The organism is Erythrobacter sp., assembly GCF_038133525.1.
Lineage (GTDB): Bacteria > Pseudomonadota > Alphaproteobacteria > Sphingomonadales > Sphingomonadaceae > Qipengyuania.
Genome location: NZ_JAYPTL010000026.1, coordinates 18,270 through 33,790 on the forward strand (window position 1 = coordinate 18,270; position 15,521 = coordinate 33,790).

The following is a 15,521-nucleotide window of genomic DNA, read 5'->3' on the forward strand; positions in this document are numbered from 1 at the left end:
GTGGGCAGCTGGAAGACGGCGTCCGTGTCGAGGCAAGGGACTGAAACTCCTCCTGCTGCCTGAAATTCTATCGAATGCGAGGTTGCAGACGCGCCCGACCTTCGGAATACAGTTCGCCTGGGTGGACGGATCCTAGCGTCGACCTTGGAGAGAGATGGTTCCGTGCGGCACGGGGTGTCACGCCCCTTGGTGTGAAACGGAAGTTGGAGAGGCAGGAGTTTCCGGGATGAGCAATACCGCGCACGATAATGAGTGGGTTCGCAAGCCAGCGGGTGCGTCCGATGGTACGAACTGCACAGCTGCGCAGTACAACAGCATGTATGCGGAAAGCCTTGCCGATCCTGACGGGTTCTGGGCTGCGCAGGCGGACCGGCTCGACTGGATCAAGCGACCGACCAAGATAGCCGGATGGAGCTATGATCCGGTCGACATCAAGTGGTTCGAGGACGGGAAGCTCAATGTCTGCCACAACGCCGTCGATCGTCATGTGGCCGCCGGGCACGGTGATCGCGTTGCCCTGATCTTCGAGCCGGACAGTCCCGACGCCCAGGGCCGCCACATCACCTATGCCCAGCTTCAGGCCGAAGTCATTCGCATGGCGAGCACGCTGAAGAAGCTCGGGGCCAAGAAGGGTGATCGGGTCACGATCTATATGCCGATGATCCCCGAGGGGGTCTTTGCCATGCTCGCTTGCGCGCGGATCGGAGCGATCCATTCAGTAATCTTTGGCGGCTTCTCGCCTGACGCAATCGCTGGACGCGTCCAGGATTGCGAGAGCGACTGGATCATCACCGCCGATCAGGGTTTGCGCGGTTCGAAGATCGTCCCGCTCAAGGCCAATGTCGACGAAGCGCTGCAGAAGGTTTCGGCCAAGGCGGTTCTGGTCGTCCGGCATACGGGCGGCGAAATCGCAATGCAGGAAGGTCGCGACCACTGGTACCACGAGTTGTCGCAAGGCGTGGATGACGAGTGCCCTTGCGAACCGATGGACGCCGAAGACCCGCTTTTCATCCTCTATACCTCGGGTTCGACCGGCAGCCCCAAGGGCGTGCTGCATACCACTGGCGGCTATGCCGTTTGGACCGAGACGACCTTCCGCTACGTCTTCGACTATCGCCCGGGTGAGGTCTTCTGGTGCACTGCCGACATCGGCTGGGTCACGGGACACAGCTACATCGTCTATGGCCCGCTGCAGAACGGCGCAACTGCATTGATGTTCGAAGGTGTCCCTAATTACCCGGATCACGACCGGTTCTGGGCGGCGTGCGAGAAGCACAAGGTCAATATCTTCTATACCGCGCCAACCGCGATCCGCGCCTTGATGCGCGAAGGCGAGGCATATGTGGCCAAGCACGATCTGTCTTCGCTGCGTTTGATCGGTTCGGTGGGCGAGCCAATCAATCCCGAAGCCTGGCGTTGGTATCACGAGAATGTGGGGGCGGGTGCCATCCCGGTTATCGATACCTGGTGGCAGACCGAAACCGGCGGCGTGATGATCACGACGCTGCCCGGTGCCCACGACATGAAGCCGGGCAGCGCCGGGCTTCCGTTCTTCGGCATTTGCCCGCAGTTGGTCGATAATGATGGCGCCGTTCTCGAAGGCGCCGCCACGGGTAATCTCTGCATCACCCGCAGTTGGCCGGGTCAGGCGCGCACGGTCTATGGCGACCACGACCGGTTCATCCAGACCTACTTCAGTACCTATGCCGGCAAGTATTTCACGGGCGACGGCTGTCGCCGCGATGCTGATGGTTATTACTGGATAACCGGCCGCGTGGACGACGTCATCAACGTATCGGGCCATCGTATGGGCACGGCAGAGGTCGAGAGCGCGCTGGTGCTCCACGCCTATGTCAGCGAGGCGGCAGTGGTTGGCTATCCGCACGACATCAAGGGGCAGGGCATCTATTGCTATGTCACGCTCAAGGTCGGTGAAGAGCCGTCGGACGATCTCGCCGGCGAGCTGCGCCAATGGGTGCGCAAGGAAATCGGCCCGATCGCGACGCCTGACCACCTGCATTTCACGCCCGCACTGCCCAAGACACGGTCGGGCAAGATCATGCGCCGCATCCTGCGCAAGATCGCTGAGAACGACTTCGGATCGCTGGGCGATACCTCGACCCTTGCCGATCCGAGCGTCGTCGAGACACTGATCGAAGGGCGCCAGAACCGCTAGGCACGTAGTCGTCGGTCGGGGTGACGCTTGAGTTCGCTTGCCTTTTGAGGGAACCGCGCCAAACCTGCGCAGACTGAGCGTCCGACGCAAGATTGGCCGTCAGCTGTCCCGGGTTGCACGAGGAGAGAAAGACCTATGAGCGACCTGCCGCAACGTACCCGGGTATACCAGAACCACCATCTCGATTCGACGCGCTGGAATTGGTTCACGCCGCGACCGGACGACATCATCGTCGCCACGTCCTACAAGGCCGGGACGACGCTGATGCAGACGATTGTCGGCAACATGCTGTTCCCCGATGGCAATGTGCCAGGAGCGATCACGGAGCTTTCTCCCTGGCTCGATTTCCGGATGTTTCCGCTCGAACTCGTCCTTGGGCAACTCGAGGCACAGCAGCATCGCCGCTACATCAAGACGCACACGCCGCTCGATGGCCTGCCTTATTATGCGGAGGCGAAGTACCTCTGTGTTTCGCGCGACCCGCGCGACGTGTTCATGTCGCTGCTCAACCACTGGGGCAATCATACACCAGAGCTCTATATGGGCATGAATGGCGTGCCCGGTCGCGTGGGTGACGAATTCCCGCACTTCTCCGGCGATATCAAGGCGATCTGGCGGGACTGGATCACGCGAGGGTGGTTCGACTGGGAAAGCGACGGATACCCCTATTGGTCACACCTCAGCTATGCCCAGACATTCTGGGAGCACCGTGATCGGCCGAATATCCGTCTGGTCCATTACAATGATCTGCGTGCGGACCTCAATGGCGAGATGCGCGGCATCGCGGACTATCTGGGCATCGAGATTTCCGAGGATTTGTGGCCGGACGTCGTGCGGCGCTGCACCTTCGAAGAGGTGAAGAAGGACCCGTCGAAGGTGGTCGGGGAGGGCATCGCCTTCGCCTTCAAGGGAGGCGGCGATACCTTCATCAACAAGGGCACCAACAAACGCTGGGTCGGCGTCCTCGATGATGAGGATCTTGCGCTGTATGACGATGCAATGGCCAAGTTGCCGGCGGACTATGCCGCCTGGCTTGAGAACGGGGCCAGCGCGCTGACTTAGTCGACCGACGCGATCAGCTTGGCCAGCTTGCCGAAGATCTCATCGATGTGCGCCTTGGTCAGGATTAGTGGCGGCGAAAGCGCGATGATATCGCCGGTCACGCGGATCAGCAGGCCCTCATCGAAGGCGCGGTGGAAGATTTCCATCGCGCGTTTCGTTGGCGCGCCGGGGCGTGGCTCGAGTTCGATCCCACCGATCAGGCCGACATTGCGGCAATCGATCACGTGCCTTGTGCCTTTGAGTGAATGCACCGCATCGGCCCAGTAATCCTCCAGCTCGATGGCGCGTTCGAACAGTTGCTCTTCTCGGTAGAGATCGAGCGTGGCGATGGCCGCAGTCGCGGCGAGCGGATGCGCGCTGTAAGTATAGCCGTGGAACAGCTCGATGCCCGGCGCGGCATTGTCGATCACCGTATCATGGACCTCGCGCCGGACCGCGACCGCGCCCATTGGCACGGCAGCGTTGGTCAGGCCCTTGGCCATGGTGATGATGTCCGGGGTGACGCCGAAACGTTCGGCGGCAGTCGCCTTGCCGACGCGGCCGAATGCGGTGATGACCTCGTCGAAGATCAGCAGGATATCGTGGCGATCGCAGATCTCGCGCAAGCGCTGGAGATAGCCGACGGGCGGCACGAGCACGCCGGTCGAACCCGCAACAGGCTCAACGATTACCGCGGCGATGGTGTCCGCCCCATGTAGCGCAACGATGCGTTCGAGGTCGTCGGCCAGTTCAGCGCCATGGGCTGGCATGCCCCGCGAATAGGCGTTACGCGCGAGGTCGTGAGTGTGGCGCATGTGATCCACGCCCGCCAACAGCGTGCCGAACTGGCGGCGATTGCCGACGATGCCGCCGACCGAAATGCCGCCGAAGCCGACCCCGTGATAGCCGCGTTCGCGCCCGATCAGGCGGGTGCGGCTGCCCAGGCCGCGTGCGCGCTGGTAGGCGAGGGCGATCTTGAGTGCGCTATCCACCGCTTCGGAGCCCGAATTGGCGAAGAAGATCCGGTCGAAGCCCTCGGGCATGATCATCGACAGCTTGGACGCCGCTTCGAAGGCCAGCGGGTGGGCCAGCTGGAATGTCGGAGCGAAATCGAGCGTCGCCGCACTGGCCTGGACCGCCTTGACGATGCTGTCGCGCGAGTGACCGGCGTTGACGCACCATAGCCCGCCAGTCGCATCGAGCACCTGGTGGCCACTTGCCGAGGTATAGTGCATGTCCTTGGCGGCAACGAACATGCGCGGATGCGCCTTGAACCCGCGGTTGTCGGTAAAGGGCATCCAGAAGGCGGAGAGATCGTTCGGTTCGCGCATGGTCGGGCTCGTGATTGGACTACAAGGATCGCGATACCGGGACGTGGAATCGCGAGCCAGAAGGATTCCATCGCAACTCTGCATCGGAAAAACCGATAGCAATCACTCCGATTTATCGCATTGTCGCTTTCCCGGAAATTTGGCCTATTGCATGGTCAGGGGAAGCGGGGGTCGCCAATTCGGCTACGAAGACCGACCTGCCCAAAAGACATTCCCTGCTTGAGGAGGAAAGCATATGCGCAGGATTGTGTCCGTCATGGCACTGCCGCTGATGTTCGCGTCGACCGCCGCCTGGGCGCAGGACGACGAGGGTGAGGAAAGCGGCGGGGCCTGGGAAGTTGATGCCGAAATCGGTGTCCTTTCCGATTATCGTTTCCGCGGGATCTCGCTGTCCAGCAAGGATCCCGAAGTCACTGCCGAAATCTCGGTCGCGCACGAATCGGGCTTCTACGCCGGCGTCTGGGCATCCAACGTGGCGATCAATGATGGTGCCGACGATGTTGAACTGGATCTCTATGCCGGCTTCGCACCAGAAGTAGGCGCGGTTTCGTTCGATTTCGGCGCGGTCTACTACCTGTATCCGGGCAATAGCGAATTCAACTATATCGAGTTCCTTGCATCGGCGGGTACGGCCGTGGGCCCCGCAACCGTAACCGTCGGGGTCGCCTATGCGCCCAGTCAGGACAATATCGGTAGCGAGGACAACACCTACGTCTATATCAATGGCGACCTGCCTATCGCCGACACACCGCTATCGCTGCACGGCCAGTTCGGCATCGAAGATGGTGCTTTTGGCGATTCCAAGCGCGACTGGTTGCTGGGGGCGAGCTATGACCTCGGCGGAGGGCTGACCGCGACGGTCGATTACGTCGATACGGCGCGTGCCTATACCTCGCTTGGCGATGCCACAGTGGTCGCGAGCCTGGCCTTCGCCTTCTAACCCGGATACGGCCCGGACGAACCCCGTGTGGACGTTCGGGCCGGTCCAGACAGGACCTTTATGAGTACCGATATCGCAAGCTGGATCAGCGAACGCGGAATCAGCGAAGTCGAATGCATTGTTCCCGACATGAACGGGATCCAGCGTGGCAAGGTCTTGCCCGCCAACAAGTTTCTGAAATCACTGACCGATCGTACACTGCGCATCCCGGTCAGCGTCTTCTCGGTAACCGTGACAGGTGAATATCCTGACGATGTCGATCACATCGTCTTGCCCTATGATCCGGACATGACGCTGGTACCGGACCCCACGACCTTGCGTGAGGCGCCGGGGTTCCAGACGCCGACAGCCTATGTCATCGCCGATGCCTATACCGGTAAGAACGACCCGGTGGAGATCGCCCCACGCGCGATCCTGAAGCGTGTCTTGGCGCTCTATGAGAAGCGCGGATGGAAGCCGGTGATTGCGCCGGAGGTCGAGTTCTACCTCGTCTCGAAGAACCTCGATTCCGATTTCCCGCTGGTCCCGCCGGCCGGCCGGTCAGGCCGCCCGGAAACGGCGAGCCAGCCTTTCGGCCTCGAAGCGCTGGGCGAATTCGAGGATATCATCGAGCATATCTACGACTTCTGCGAAAAGGCAAATCTCAACATCGACACGATGATCCACGAGGCGGGCGCGGCCCAGCTCGAGGTGAATTTCGTGCATGGGGATCCGCTGGAACTGGCCGACGAGGTGCTGCTGTTCAAGCGTATCGTGCGCCAGGTGGCGCTCGAGCATGGCGTTTACGGCACCTTCCTTGCCAAGCCGATGTCCGACCAGCCCGGTAGTGCGATGCATATCCACCAGTCGATCCTCGACATGGAAACCGGGCGCAACGTCTTCACCACCCAGAATGGTCGCGACAGTGCGCTGTTCCGCAGCCATATCGCAGGGCTCGCCCGGCTGCTGCCGCAGATTACCCCGATGTTCGCGCCCAACGTCAATTCGTTCCGCCGGATGCGGCCCGACAGCGCGGCGCCGATCAATGTCCAGTGGGGCAGCGATAATCGGTCTTGCGGATTGCGCATTCCCATTTCCGATCCGGCGAACCGACGGATCGAGAACCGCCTGCCAGGCGCGGATGCCAACCCCTATCTTGCTATCGCCGCGTCACTCATCTGCGGCTACGTGGGCATGGTCGAACGGATGCAACCGCCCAAGAGCGTGAGCGGCAATGCCTATAATCGCGCCCGCACCCTTCCGCGAACCCTGGAAGGTGGGCTTGAACGCTTCAGCAAGTGCAAGCAGGTGCGGCAATATCTGGGCGAGGACTTCTTTGAGGTGTTCTACGCGATCAAGGAAACCGAGCTCTACGCCTATCAATCCGTGATCAGTTCGTGGGAACGCGAGCACCTGCTCCTGCGCGTCTGACATGACCGAATACCCGGCCTCCTACTACGCGGCGACCGCGAACCCTTCCGGGCGGCACACTGCCTTGCGCGGCACTGTCGATGCGGATGTCGTGGTGGTGGGTGGCGGCTTCACCGGCCTCTCGGCGGCGTTGTCTGCGGCGGAGGCCGGTTTCTCGGTGGTACTGATCGAGGCGAAACGCATCGCCTGGGCCGCTTCGGGTCGCAATGGCGGCCAGATGATCCCCGGCATGCGCTGGGCTGCCACCGACCTGATCGAAAAGTTCGGTGAGGATGAAGGACGCCGCTTGGTCGAGCTCGGCCTGCAGGCCACGGCGAGCGTGCGGAACAGGATCGCGAGACACGCCATCGCCTGCGACCTGCGCGATGGCCACTTCCACGCTGCGTCCAAACCGGCGCATCTCGACGATGTGCGGCTCGAAGTCGATTTGCTGCATCGCCTTGTAGGCTATGAAGCCGCGCGCGTGGTCGAGAAGGCCGATGTGCCGCAATTCGTTGCCAGCAAGGCCTATCATGGCGGTATGTTCGATGCGGAGGGTGGGCACCTGCACCCGCTCAACTACGCGCTTGGGCTGGCGGACGCGGCAGTGGCGGCCGGTGTGAGGATCTTCGAGGAGACCCCGGCTCTGGCCATGGAGCATGGCTCTCCGGTCCGCGTGACCACGCCTGATGGTTTGGTCACAGCGCGTCACGGCATCCTGGCCTGCGATACCGAGATCGGTTCGGTCGAGAAATCGATGCGGCGGATGATGATGCCGGTCGTCAACTACAACGTCGCCACGCGCGTGCTCGGCGAAGAGGGGGCAAGGGCGCTGATCCCCTCCAATGCCTCGATCGCGGAGAGCCGTTTCGTGCTCAATTACTACCGCCTGACCGCCGACAACCGCCTGCTGTTCGGCGGTGGCGAGAAGTATTCGCCACGCCCGCCCGCGAGCATTGCGGACTTCGTTCGCTCGCATATCGAACAGGTCTTCCCGCAGTTGCGCGGGATCGAGATCGACTATGGCTGGGGCGGTGCGATCGGCGTGACCCTGAACCGACTGCCGCAGTTCGGCCGTATCGGAAACAGCTTCTATGCGCAGGGTTATTCGGGTCACGGCGTGCTGTTGACCACCCTTGCGGGCGAATTGGTGGTCGAAGCGATGCGCGGCACGGCCGAACGTTTCGACCTGATGGCTAGCCTGCCCAAGCCGGGCTTTCCCGGCGGGCCGTTGTTGCGCCATCCGCTCTATGTGCTGGGTATGCTGTGGTACGCGCTGAGGGACAGGTTATGATCACTGACAGCGCCATCGCCGCTATGCTGGAGAGCGAGAAAGCGCGGTTCGAGGCGGCCAACCCGAAGTCTCGCGCGCTGGGTGCCGAGGCCGCCCGCCACTGGCATCGCGGCGTACCATTCCACTGGATGCTCGATTGGGGCACGCCATTCCCGCTGTTCGCGGAGCGGGCCGAAGGTGCCCGCTTGTGGGATGTCGACGGCCATTGCTACGAAGACTTCTGCCTGGGCGATACCGGCTCGATGTTCGGTCATTCCCCGCCGCCGGTCGCCCGGGCTATCGCCGAACAGGCATCACGCGGGCTCACCTACATGCTTGCGACCGAAGACGCCCCGATCGTGGCGGACGAGCTGGCCAAGCGGTTCGGCCTGCCGTTCTGGCAGGTGACCTCCACCGCGAGCGAGGCCAATCGCGCCGTGATCCGCTGGTGCCGCGGCATTACTGGGCGCGACAAGATCCTGGTGTTCAACGGCTGCTATCACGGTGCGGTAGACGACGTCTTCGTCGACCTTTGCGATGGCGTGCCCGAACTGCGCAAGTCGCTGGTTGGACAAGTTTACGACGTGCGTGAGCACACGCAGGTGATCGAGTTCAACGACCTTGCTGCGCTAGAAGTAGCGCTGGCGTCGGGCGATGTCGCCGCGGTGTTGACCGAGCCCGCGCTGACAAATGTCGGCATGGTCCTGCCCGATCCCGGCTATCTCGAAGCGATGCGTGAGCTGACCAACCGCCACGGAACGCTGCTGGTCTTCGACGAGACGCACACGATCTCGTCCGGCTATGGCGGGCATTCGATGACCTATGGGCCCAAGCCGGACATCTTCGTGGTCGGCAAGCCGGTTGCGGGCGGAGTGCCCTGTGCAGTCTTCGGCTTCAGCGCGGAGGTGGCCGAGCGGATGGAGCAGTTGCGCGAAGAAGGCGAGAAGGGGCATTCGGGGATCGGCACCACGCTGTCGGCCAATGCGCTGGCACTCGCCGCTATGCGTGCCAACCTCACCGAAGTCATGACGCCGGCCGCCTATGACCACATGCTGCCACTGGCTGATCGGCTTGCTGCCACTCTTGAACAGGTCATCGCCAGCCACGGCTTGCCCTGGCCGGTGGTCCATGTCGGTGCGCGCGCAGAATTCATCTGCGCCGACCGGGCGCCACGCAACGGCACCGAGGCGCGTGCCTCGATGCAGGGCGCGCTCGAGCATGCGATCCACCTGTTTTTCATCAACCGGGGCGTGCTGATTGCGCCCTTCCACAACATGATGCTTGTCAGCCCCGCCACGACCGACGCACAAGTCGCGCGATTGGCGGAAACGCTCGACGAGTGCCTGGGGGTTCTCGTCCCATGACGCAGGAAACTAAGATGCCCAAGAGTTCGAGCGCAATTGCCACTATCGAGGAGGCTCGGGCCTTCTTCGATGCTAATCCCGATATCGACGCGGTCGACATCATCTTCACCAACCTTTCGGGCGTTCCGCGCGGCAAGCGTTTGCGGCAGCACGAGGTTCTGGCGGTGTACGAGAGCGGACGCTTCCTCCCCGGATCGGTGCTGGTGATCGATATTACCGGCCGCGATACCGAGGAAACCGGCCTGGTCTGGGAAGATGGCGATGCCGACCGCTATTGCCTGCCGGTTCCCGGCACGCTGGTGCGCGCGCCATGGCTGGGCGATGGGGCAGGGCAGTTCACCACCAGCTTTTATGAACTGGATCACACGCCCAATGATCTCGATCCGCGTCACGTGCTGGGGCGCGTGGTGGATCGATTGGTTGCCGACGGGCTGACCCCGGTGGTGGCGGTCGAGTTGGAATTCTTCCTGCTTGAACAGGACGGTAGTGGGCGGCCGGTCATCGCCCGCGGTCTCAACAGTGGTGACCAGCCTTGGGCCAACGAAGTCTATTCGCTGCGCGAGATGGAGGACTTCAAGCCTTTCTTCGACGATCTCTACGCTGCCTGCGATGCCCAGGGCATTCCGCTCGAGTCCGGGATCAGCGAATATGCCCCGGGTCAGTTCGAGCTGACCTTGCGGCACAAGCCCGACGCGCTGCGCGCGACTGATGACGCGGTGATGTACAAGCGCCTGGTAAAGGGCGTGGCGGCCCAGCACGGCATGATCGCCAGCTTCATGGCCAAGCCCTTCGCCGAACAGGCGGGCAGCGGCATGCACCTGCACGTTTCGATGGCCGATGGGGATGGCAACAACGCCTTCGCCAGCGAGAATCCCGAAGGCTCACCACTGCTGCGTCACGCGATCGGCGGGATGAAGGAATGGCTGGGGGAATCGATGGCGATTTTCGCGCCCAACGCGAACTCTTTCCGCCGCTTCAAGGCCAATTCCTACGCGCCGGTGGCGCCGACCTGGGGCGTGAACAACCGCACCGTCAGCCTGCGCGTCCCTGCGGGTTCGCCGGCATCGCGCCATGTCGAGCACCGCATCTGCGGCGCCGATGCCAATCCCTATCTGGCGGTCGCGGCAGTGCTGGCCGGAATGCATTACGGCATGACCAACCAGGTCGATCCCGGCCCGGCGATCGTCGGCAATGGCTATGAACAGGCGCCAGAGGACTATCGTCTCCCGAACCACTGGGCCGCTGCGATCGAGGCGTTCAAGGGTTCGGCCCGGATGCGCGATTACCTGGGTGACCGATTCGTTACGCACTACACCACGGTGAAGGAGGTCGAGATGGCCCGCTTCATGGCCGAAGTCACCGAGCTCGACTACGCCTGGTACATGCACAACGCCTGAGCGAGTAATGGCTGAGTTCCACGCAGCGACTGGCAGTCTACCAATGGGTGCGACTCCGTGGTAATCTACGGCTATCACGCCCTGTGGGAGGGATGCCATGACGATCCGCCTGATGCCGCTTGTTGCGGCCGCGTTGCTAATCTCATCATGTGATACCGGGAAAGAGCCTGCTGACGGGACATCGCCCGAAACTGCTGCAAGTGCCGACCCCGCTGCCGAAGAAGCAGCCATACGCGTAAAAATCGCTCAATGGCTGGATCTGATCAAAGCCAAGGATGCGGCCGCGATTGCGCAGATGTATGCGGAAGACGGCGCCTTCATGCCGCCCAATGCACCTATCGGCAAAGGGCATCCGGCGATCGAGCAGAACTGGGCCGCGATGATGGGCACGCCCGGTTTCGATCTCACCTTTGCTCCAGAGCAGATCATCGTCTCGTCTTCGGGCGATATGGCGCTCGATCGGGGTACCTACCGTTTGGTGGTCGCGCCGGAGGGTGCGGAACAGATCGACACCGGCAAATATGTGGTCGTCTGGCGGAAGGTCGATGGCGACTGGAAAGCCGCTGCGGATATCATCAACAGCGACCTGCCGGCTGGTGGCGGTTAGCCTGACCTAGCCCCTATCGCCGCTGTTCGTGGACCGTTTCCATGAACAGCATCGCCTGCTCACTGTGCCGGGTCAGGCGTCGCCACGCGATCCCGATGTCCACCGTGGGCAGGTCCTCGCGCGGGCGCTTGGCGATGATGCGATCACCATCGAGGCTCCAGGGGCGATAGACCAACTGCGGCAGGATGGTAACGCCGGCACCGGTGCCGACGAGGCTGCGCACGCCCTCCATCGAACTGGTGCGGTAGGTCACATGCGGCGGGTGATCGAACTTCGACCAGATGCTTTCGACCAGCCCGTCCATCTCGTCGAGTGACAGCGTGACGACCGGCTCGTTCTCGAGATCTGCGAGGCTCAGGGCATCGACTTCCGACAGCGGATGCCAGGGCGCCATCCAGGCGCGGCAATCGGACCGTAGCAGGACCTCGAAATCGATCGCCGCCTTCTGGACCAGGTTCGATACGATCAGGATGCCCAGGTCGAGTTCGCCGTTGACCAGCAGGTGCTCGATATAATCGCGCTTGTCCTCCACCAGCTGCACGGTGATCTGCGGGAACATGCGACGGAAACGGGAGAGGATATCCGAGAGGAAGTAGCCCGTGACTACCGGCGTCACGCCGATCTTGACCGTGCCCGTGGCGGTCACCTGATCGTGGCGGACGCCATCGGCGAGATCTGCCACCGCGTTCACAATCGAGCGTGCGTGGCGGAGGAACTTGTGCCCTTCGCGGGTCAGCGTGACGCCCTTCGGGTGACGGTAGAACAGCTTGACCCCCGTCTCCACTTCCAGCGTTCGGATCGCGTCGGTCACGGCGGACTGCGAAATGCCCACGGCAGTCGATCCGGCAGAAACCGAACGGGCTTCAGCCACGGCGATGAAATAGCGAATTTGCCGGAAAGTTATGTTCATCGTTTTTTCCGATGGCTCTCGGTATGAATTATAGGCTGGATAAGCAGGGTAGGCTAGTGCTTGATGTGCAGCATGGAGAAGAGAGGACTCGAAGTGGCGGAATCGCCGTCGCTTTGTCTTCGTAGATCAGAGTCAGGGGGATCGTAATGACCAAATTCGACCTTAACGGACACCGCATTGGCCGCCGTTCGCTGTTGCAGGGCATGGGCGTGGCTGCCATCGGTATCACCGTCACCGGACTGGCGGGCTGCACCAAGGAATCCGCTGAAACCGTCTCCACCGGTGAAGAGGGTGCGCTGAACTTCTACAACTGGGATACCTATATCGGTGAGACCACGCTGGACGATTTCAAGGAATCCAGCGGTATCGCGGTCAAGATGGACCTGTTCGACAGCAACGACGTGCTGTTCGCCAAGTTCCGCGCAGGCAATCCCGGCTATGACGTGATCGTCCCTTCGAACGACTTCGTCGAGCGCATGGTTCAGGCCGACATGCTGATGGAGCTCGACCACTCGTTGCTACCCAACATGAAGAATATCGATCCCACTTTCATTGACGTCGATTACGATCCGGGCCGGAAGTACTCGATGCCATATACCTGGCTGACGCTGGGGATCGGCTACCGCAAGTCGAAGGTGAAATCGGTGCCTGACAGCTGGAAGGTCCTGTTCGATTCGGACGAGTACAAGGGCCGCATCGCTGTTCTGTCCGAAGCGGGCGACATGTTCCGCCTCTACGGCAAGTATCTGGGCAAATCGGTCAATGAACTGACGCCTGCCGATATCAAGACCATCGAAGCGCTGATGATCAAGCAGAAGCCCAATATCCAGAAGTTCCACGAGGACGACGGTCAGGATCTGCTGCTCAAGGGCGATGTCGACCTGGTGCTGGAATACAATGGCGACATTGCCCAGGCTATGGTCGAAGACGATGACATCGACTTCGTCATTCCGAAGGAGGGCAGCCAGCTCAATTCGGATACGCTGTGCATTCCCAAGGGCGCTCCGCATCCGAAGAACGCGCATGCCTTCATCAATTATATCATGGACGCCGAGGTGGATAAGAAGATCACCGAGACGATCCTCTATCCCACGCCAAACGCAGCAGCGAAGGCGTTGATGCCGGACGATTACAAGAACAATCCGGTCATCTTCCCGCCGGCAGACGTTCTGGCGAAGTGCGAATACGCCAAGTTCAATCCCGAGTTGCAGCCGCTTTACGAAGAGGCCTTCACCCGGGTGCGCGCGTCCTGATCGGCCGATCGTAGACAGAATTTAGACTGAATAAGGACACGTCCGGCACCCCGCTTTGCGGGCTGCCGGGTCGTGCGGGAGATCCACGTGGCTGAACAGGACTGGCAGGCAGACAAGAAGGCGTTTTGGGCGGTGTCCGCGACGCCGCTCTTGTGGACCTTATTGTTCTTCCTGGTGCCGATGAGCTTCGTGTGGCTCTACAGCTTCGGCAGCAATGTCGGGCTGACGGACATCGAATTTTCGGGAACGTTAGACAATTACAAGCGGGCGACGCAGTGGCTCTACCTGTCGATCTTCGCGAAAAGCTTCGGCGTCGCCGCACTGGTTACGGTGATCTGCCTGATCATCGGCTTCCCTGTCGCGATGGCGTTGACCTTCGCAACCGAGAAATGGCGCCCATGGTTGCTGCTGGGAATCATGCTGCCATTCTGGACCAACCTGCTGATCCGTACCTATGCGCTGATGATCATGCTGGGTTCGAACGGCTACGCCAATCGGACGATGGGGTGGTTCTGGGATAGCACAAGCTGGCTGAAGACGCTGGTTGGCCTGCAACCCTTACCCGCGTGGGAACCGATCCAGCTGCTCTACAACAATACGGCCGTTATCCTGGGCCTGGTCTATGTCCATCTGCCCTTCATGGTCCTGCCGCTCTATTCGGCGCTCGACCGACTGGACAAGAGCCTGATCGAGGCCAGTCTCGATCTTGGCGCCGGGCATTTGCGGACACTGTTGCGGATCGTCGTGCCATTGGCGATGCCGGGCATCATTGCGGGCGTGATGATCACGCTGATCCCGGCATTGGGCGCTTACCTGACCCCCGACTTGATGGGCGGTACCGAGAGCCAGATGATCGCCAATGTGATCGAACGACAGTTCAAGCGGGCCAATGACTGGCCTTTCGGCGCGGCGCTATCGTTCCTGCTGATCTACGCCATGTTCATCCTGATTGCGTTGCAAAGCATCAAACCGAAGAAGCGCGGGGAGGTGGCATGATGGCGCTGTTCAACCGCACCCCGCGCGCACCGCTCGAATACACGCGCACACTGTGGATGCGTAGCTGGGTCTCCGGCGTGCTGGTGTTCCTCTATGCGCCGCTCATCGTGCTGATGATCTTCAGCTTCAACGACTCCAAGCGCAACGTTGTGTGGCGCGGCTTCACCACCAAATATTACGAGAAAGCGCTGAACAACGACACGCTGGTCGAAGCGCTGATCAACTCGCTGACGATCGCTGCCTTTGCGACGCTGGCCAGCCTGGTCATCGGGGCCATGGCAGCAATCATGCTGTGGCGGTTCCGCTTTCCATTTAAGGGTGCGGTTGACGGCACGATCTCGTTGCCGATCATCGTTCCCGAAATCTGCCTGGGCGTGGCCATGCTGATTTTCTTTGCCTGGATTCAATGGCCGAATGACTTGATCTGGCCGCTTAACCTGGGGGCGATCACGATCGCTCACATCACCTTCTGCTTCCCCTTCGTGACAATGGTTGTTCGATCGCGCCTGGCCAGCTTCAACAAGGAAGAGGAAGAGGCGGCGAAAGACCTTGGGGCCAGCGACTGGCAGGCATTTCGTGATGTGCTGCTGCCGCATATGCGCCCATCGCTGGTGGCCGGCGCGCTGCTCGCATTCACGCTCAGTCTCGACGACTTCGTGATCACCTTCTTCACCAGTGGGCCGGACACGATCACTTTCCCGGTGAAGGTCTATTCCATGGTGCGCTTCTCGGTCACACCCGAAGTCAATGCCGCCTCTACCCTGCTTATCATCCTGACGGTCGTCCTGACGGCCGTGGCCCTGCGCCTGCAGGGCGCCAAGAACCTAGCCGTGAGTCACTAAGA

The 15,521-nt window shown here is 61.4% G+C and carries 13 protein-coding genes; 11 read left to right on the forward strand and 2 right to left on the reverse strand.

Features of this window, described 5'->3' with window-relative positions:
• Positions 1–226: 226 nt before the first annotated feature.
• Together acs and AAFM29_RS08650 are read left to right on the forward strand one after the other, a co-directional pair.
• Positions 227–2,176, forward strand: coding sequence for an acetate--CoA ligase (acs, locus tag AAFM29_RS08645; RefSeq protein ID WP_341712403.1), 1,950 nt, complete (start codon positions 227–229; stop codon positions 2,174–2,176).
• Between the two features lie 135 nt (positions 2,177–2,311).
• Positions 2,312–3,238 (forward strand): sulfotransferase domain-containing protein, encoded by a 927-nt coding sequence (locus tag AAFM29_RS08650; RefSeq protein ID WP_341712404.1) that lies wholly within the window; start codon positions 2,312–2,314, stop codon positions 3,236–3,238.
• Here the strand turns inward: AAFM29_RS08650 and AAFM29_RS08655 are convergent.
• Entirely contained in the window at positions 3,235–4,548 is a 1,314-nt protein-coding gene (locus AAFM29_RS08655; protein ID WP_341712405.1) for an aspartate aminotransferase family protein, read from the reverse strand. The genes AAFM29_RS08650 and AAFM29_RS08655 overlap by 4 nt on opposite strands.
• Positions 4,549–4,783: 235 nt before the next feature.
• On the opposite strand from AAFM29_RS08655, the gene AAFM29_RS08660 reads away from it, so the two are divergent.
• From AAFM29_RS08660 to AAFM29_RS08685, 6 genes are all read left to right on the forward strand, one after another.
• Positions 4,784–5,488: a TorF family putative porin gene (locus AAFM29_RS08660; RefSeq protein ID WP_341712406.1), complete on the forward strand. Its 705-nt coding sequence runs from the start codon at positions 4,784–4,786 to the stop codon at positions 5,486–5,488.
• 60 nt (positions 5,489–5,548) lie between these two features.
• Positions 5,549–6,898, forward strand: a complete 1,350-nt coding sequence (locus AAFM29_RS08665) for a glutamine synthetase family protein (protein ID WP_341712407.1) — start codon at positions 5,549–5,551, stop codon at positions 6,896–6,898.
• Between the two features lies 1 nt (position 6,899).
• A complete protein-coding gene (locus AAFM29_RS08670; protein ID WP_341712408.1) occupies positions 6,900–8,171 on the forward strand; it encodes an FAD-binding oxidoreductase in 1,272 nt (423 codons plus the stop codon).
• Positions 8,168–9,514: an aspartate aminotransferase family protein gene (locus AAFM29_RS08675; RefSeq protein WP_341712409.1), complete on the forward strand. Its 1,347-nt coding sequence runs from the start codon at positions 8,168–8,170 to the stop codon at positions 9,512–9,514. The genes AAFM29_RS08670 and AAFM29_RS08675 overlap by 4 nt, the downstream gene beginning before the upstream one ends.
• Positions 9,515–9,528: 14 nt before the next feature.
• Entirely contained in the window at positions 9,529–10,911 is a 1,383-nt protein-coding gene (locus AAFM29_RS08680) for a glutamine synthetase family protein (RefSeq protein ID WP_341712410.1), read from the forward strand.
• Positions 10,912–11,008: 97 nt separating this feature from the next.
• A complete protein-coding gene (locus tag AAFM29_RS08685; protein WP_341712411.1) occupies positions 11,009–11,518 on the forward strand; it encodes a DUF4440 domain-containing protein in 510 nt (169 codons plus the stop codon).
• A gap of 13 nt (positions 11,519–11,531) precedes the next feature.
• On the opposite strand, the gene AAFM29_RS08690 is transcribed toward AAFM29_RS08685, so the two are convergent.
• Positions 11,532–12,428: a LysR family transcriptional regulator gene (locus tag AAFM29_RS08690; protein WP_341712412.1), complete on the reverse strand. Its 897-nt coding sequence runs from the start codon at positions 12,426–12,428 to the stop codon at positions 11,532–11,534.
• A gap of 146 nt (positions 12,429–12,574) precedes the next feature.
• Here AAFM29_RS08690 and AAFM29_RS08695 point away from each other — a divergent pair, with 146 nt between their 5' ends.
• The 3 genes from AAFM29_RS08695 (at position 12,575) to AAFM29_RS08705 (ending at position 15,519) form a co-directional block, all read left to right on the forward strand.
• On the forward strand, positions 12,575–13,681 hold the full coding sequence (locus tag AAFM29_RS08695) for a spermidine/putrescine ABC transporter substrate-binding protein (RefSeq protein WP_341712413.1): 1,107 nt from the start codon (positions 12,575–12,577) through the stop codon (positions 13,679–13,681).
• 87 nt (positions 13,682–13,768) lie between these two features.
• Positions 13,769–14,677: an ABC transporter permease gene (locus AAFM29_RS08700; protein ID WP_341712414.1), complete on the forward strand. Its 909-nt coding sequence runs from the start codon at positions 13,769–13,771 to the stop codon at positions 14,675–14,677.
• Complete coding sequence (locus AAFM29_RS08705) at positions 14,677–15,519, forward strand: ABC transporter permease (protein WP_341712415.1); 843 nt, start codon at positions 14,677–14,679, stop codon at positions 15,517–15,519. The genes AAFM29_RS08700 and AAFM29_RS08705 overlap by 1 nt, the downstream gene beginning before the upstream one ends.
• Positions 15,520–15,521 lie beyond the last annotated feature (2 nt).

Excerpts from the sequence above, each read along its gene's own strand:
- acs (WP_341712403.1), top strand. The coding sequence starts at position 227 with ATGAGCAATACCGCGCACGATAATGAGTGGGTTCGCAAGCCAGCGGGT.
- AAFM29_RS08650 (WP_341712404.1), top strand. The coding sequence starts at position 2,312 with ATGAGCGACCTGCCGCAACGTACCCGGGTATACCAGAACCACCATCTC.
- AAFM29_RS08655 (WP_341712405.1), bottom strand. The coding sequence starts at position 4,548 with ATGCGCGAACCGAACGATCTCTCCGCCTTCTGGATGCCCTTTACCGAC.
- AAFM29_RS08660 (WP_341712406.1), top strand. The coding sequence starts at position 4,784 with ATGCGCAGGATTGTGTCCGTCATGGCACTGCCGCTGATGTTCGCGTCG.
- AAFM29_RS08665 (WP_341712407.1), top strand. The coding sequence starts at position 5,549 with ATGAGTACCGATATCGCAAGCTGGATCAGCGAACGCGGAATCAGCGAA.
- AAFM29_RS08670 (WP_341712408.1), top strand. The coding sequence starts at position 6,900 with ATGACCGAATACCCGGCCTCCTACTACGCGGCGACCGCGAACCCTTCC.
- AAFM29_RS08675 (WP_341712409.1), top strand. The coding sequence starts at position 8,168 with ATGATCACTGACAGCGCCATCGCCGCTATGCTGGAGAGCGAGAAAGCG.
- AAFM29_RS08680 (WP_341712410.1), top strand. The coding sequence starts at position 9,529 with ATGCCCAAGAGTTCGAGCGCAATTGCCACTATCGAGGAGGCTCGGGCC.
- AAFM29_RS08685 (WP_341712411.1), top strand. The coding sequence starts at position 11,009 with ATGACGATCCGCCTGATGCCGCTTGTTGCGGCCGCGTTGCTAATCTCA.
- AAFM29_RS08690 (WP_341712412.1), bottom strand. The coding sequence starts at position 12,428 with ATGAACATAACTTTCCGGCAAATTCGCTATTTCATCGCCGTGGCTGAA.
- AAFM29_RS08695 (WP_341712413.1), top strand. The coding sequence starts at position 12,575 with ATGACCAAATTCGACCTTAACGGACACCGCATTGGCCGCCGTTCGCTG.
- AAFM29_RS08705 (WP_341712415.1), top strand. The coding sequence starts at position 14,677 with ATGGCGCTGTTCAACCGCACCCCGCGCGCACCGCTCGAATACACGCGC.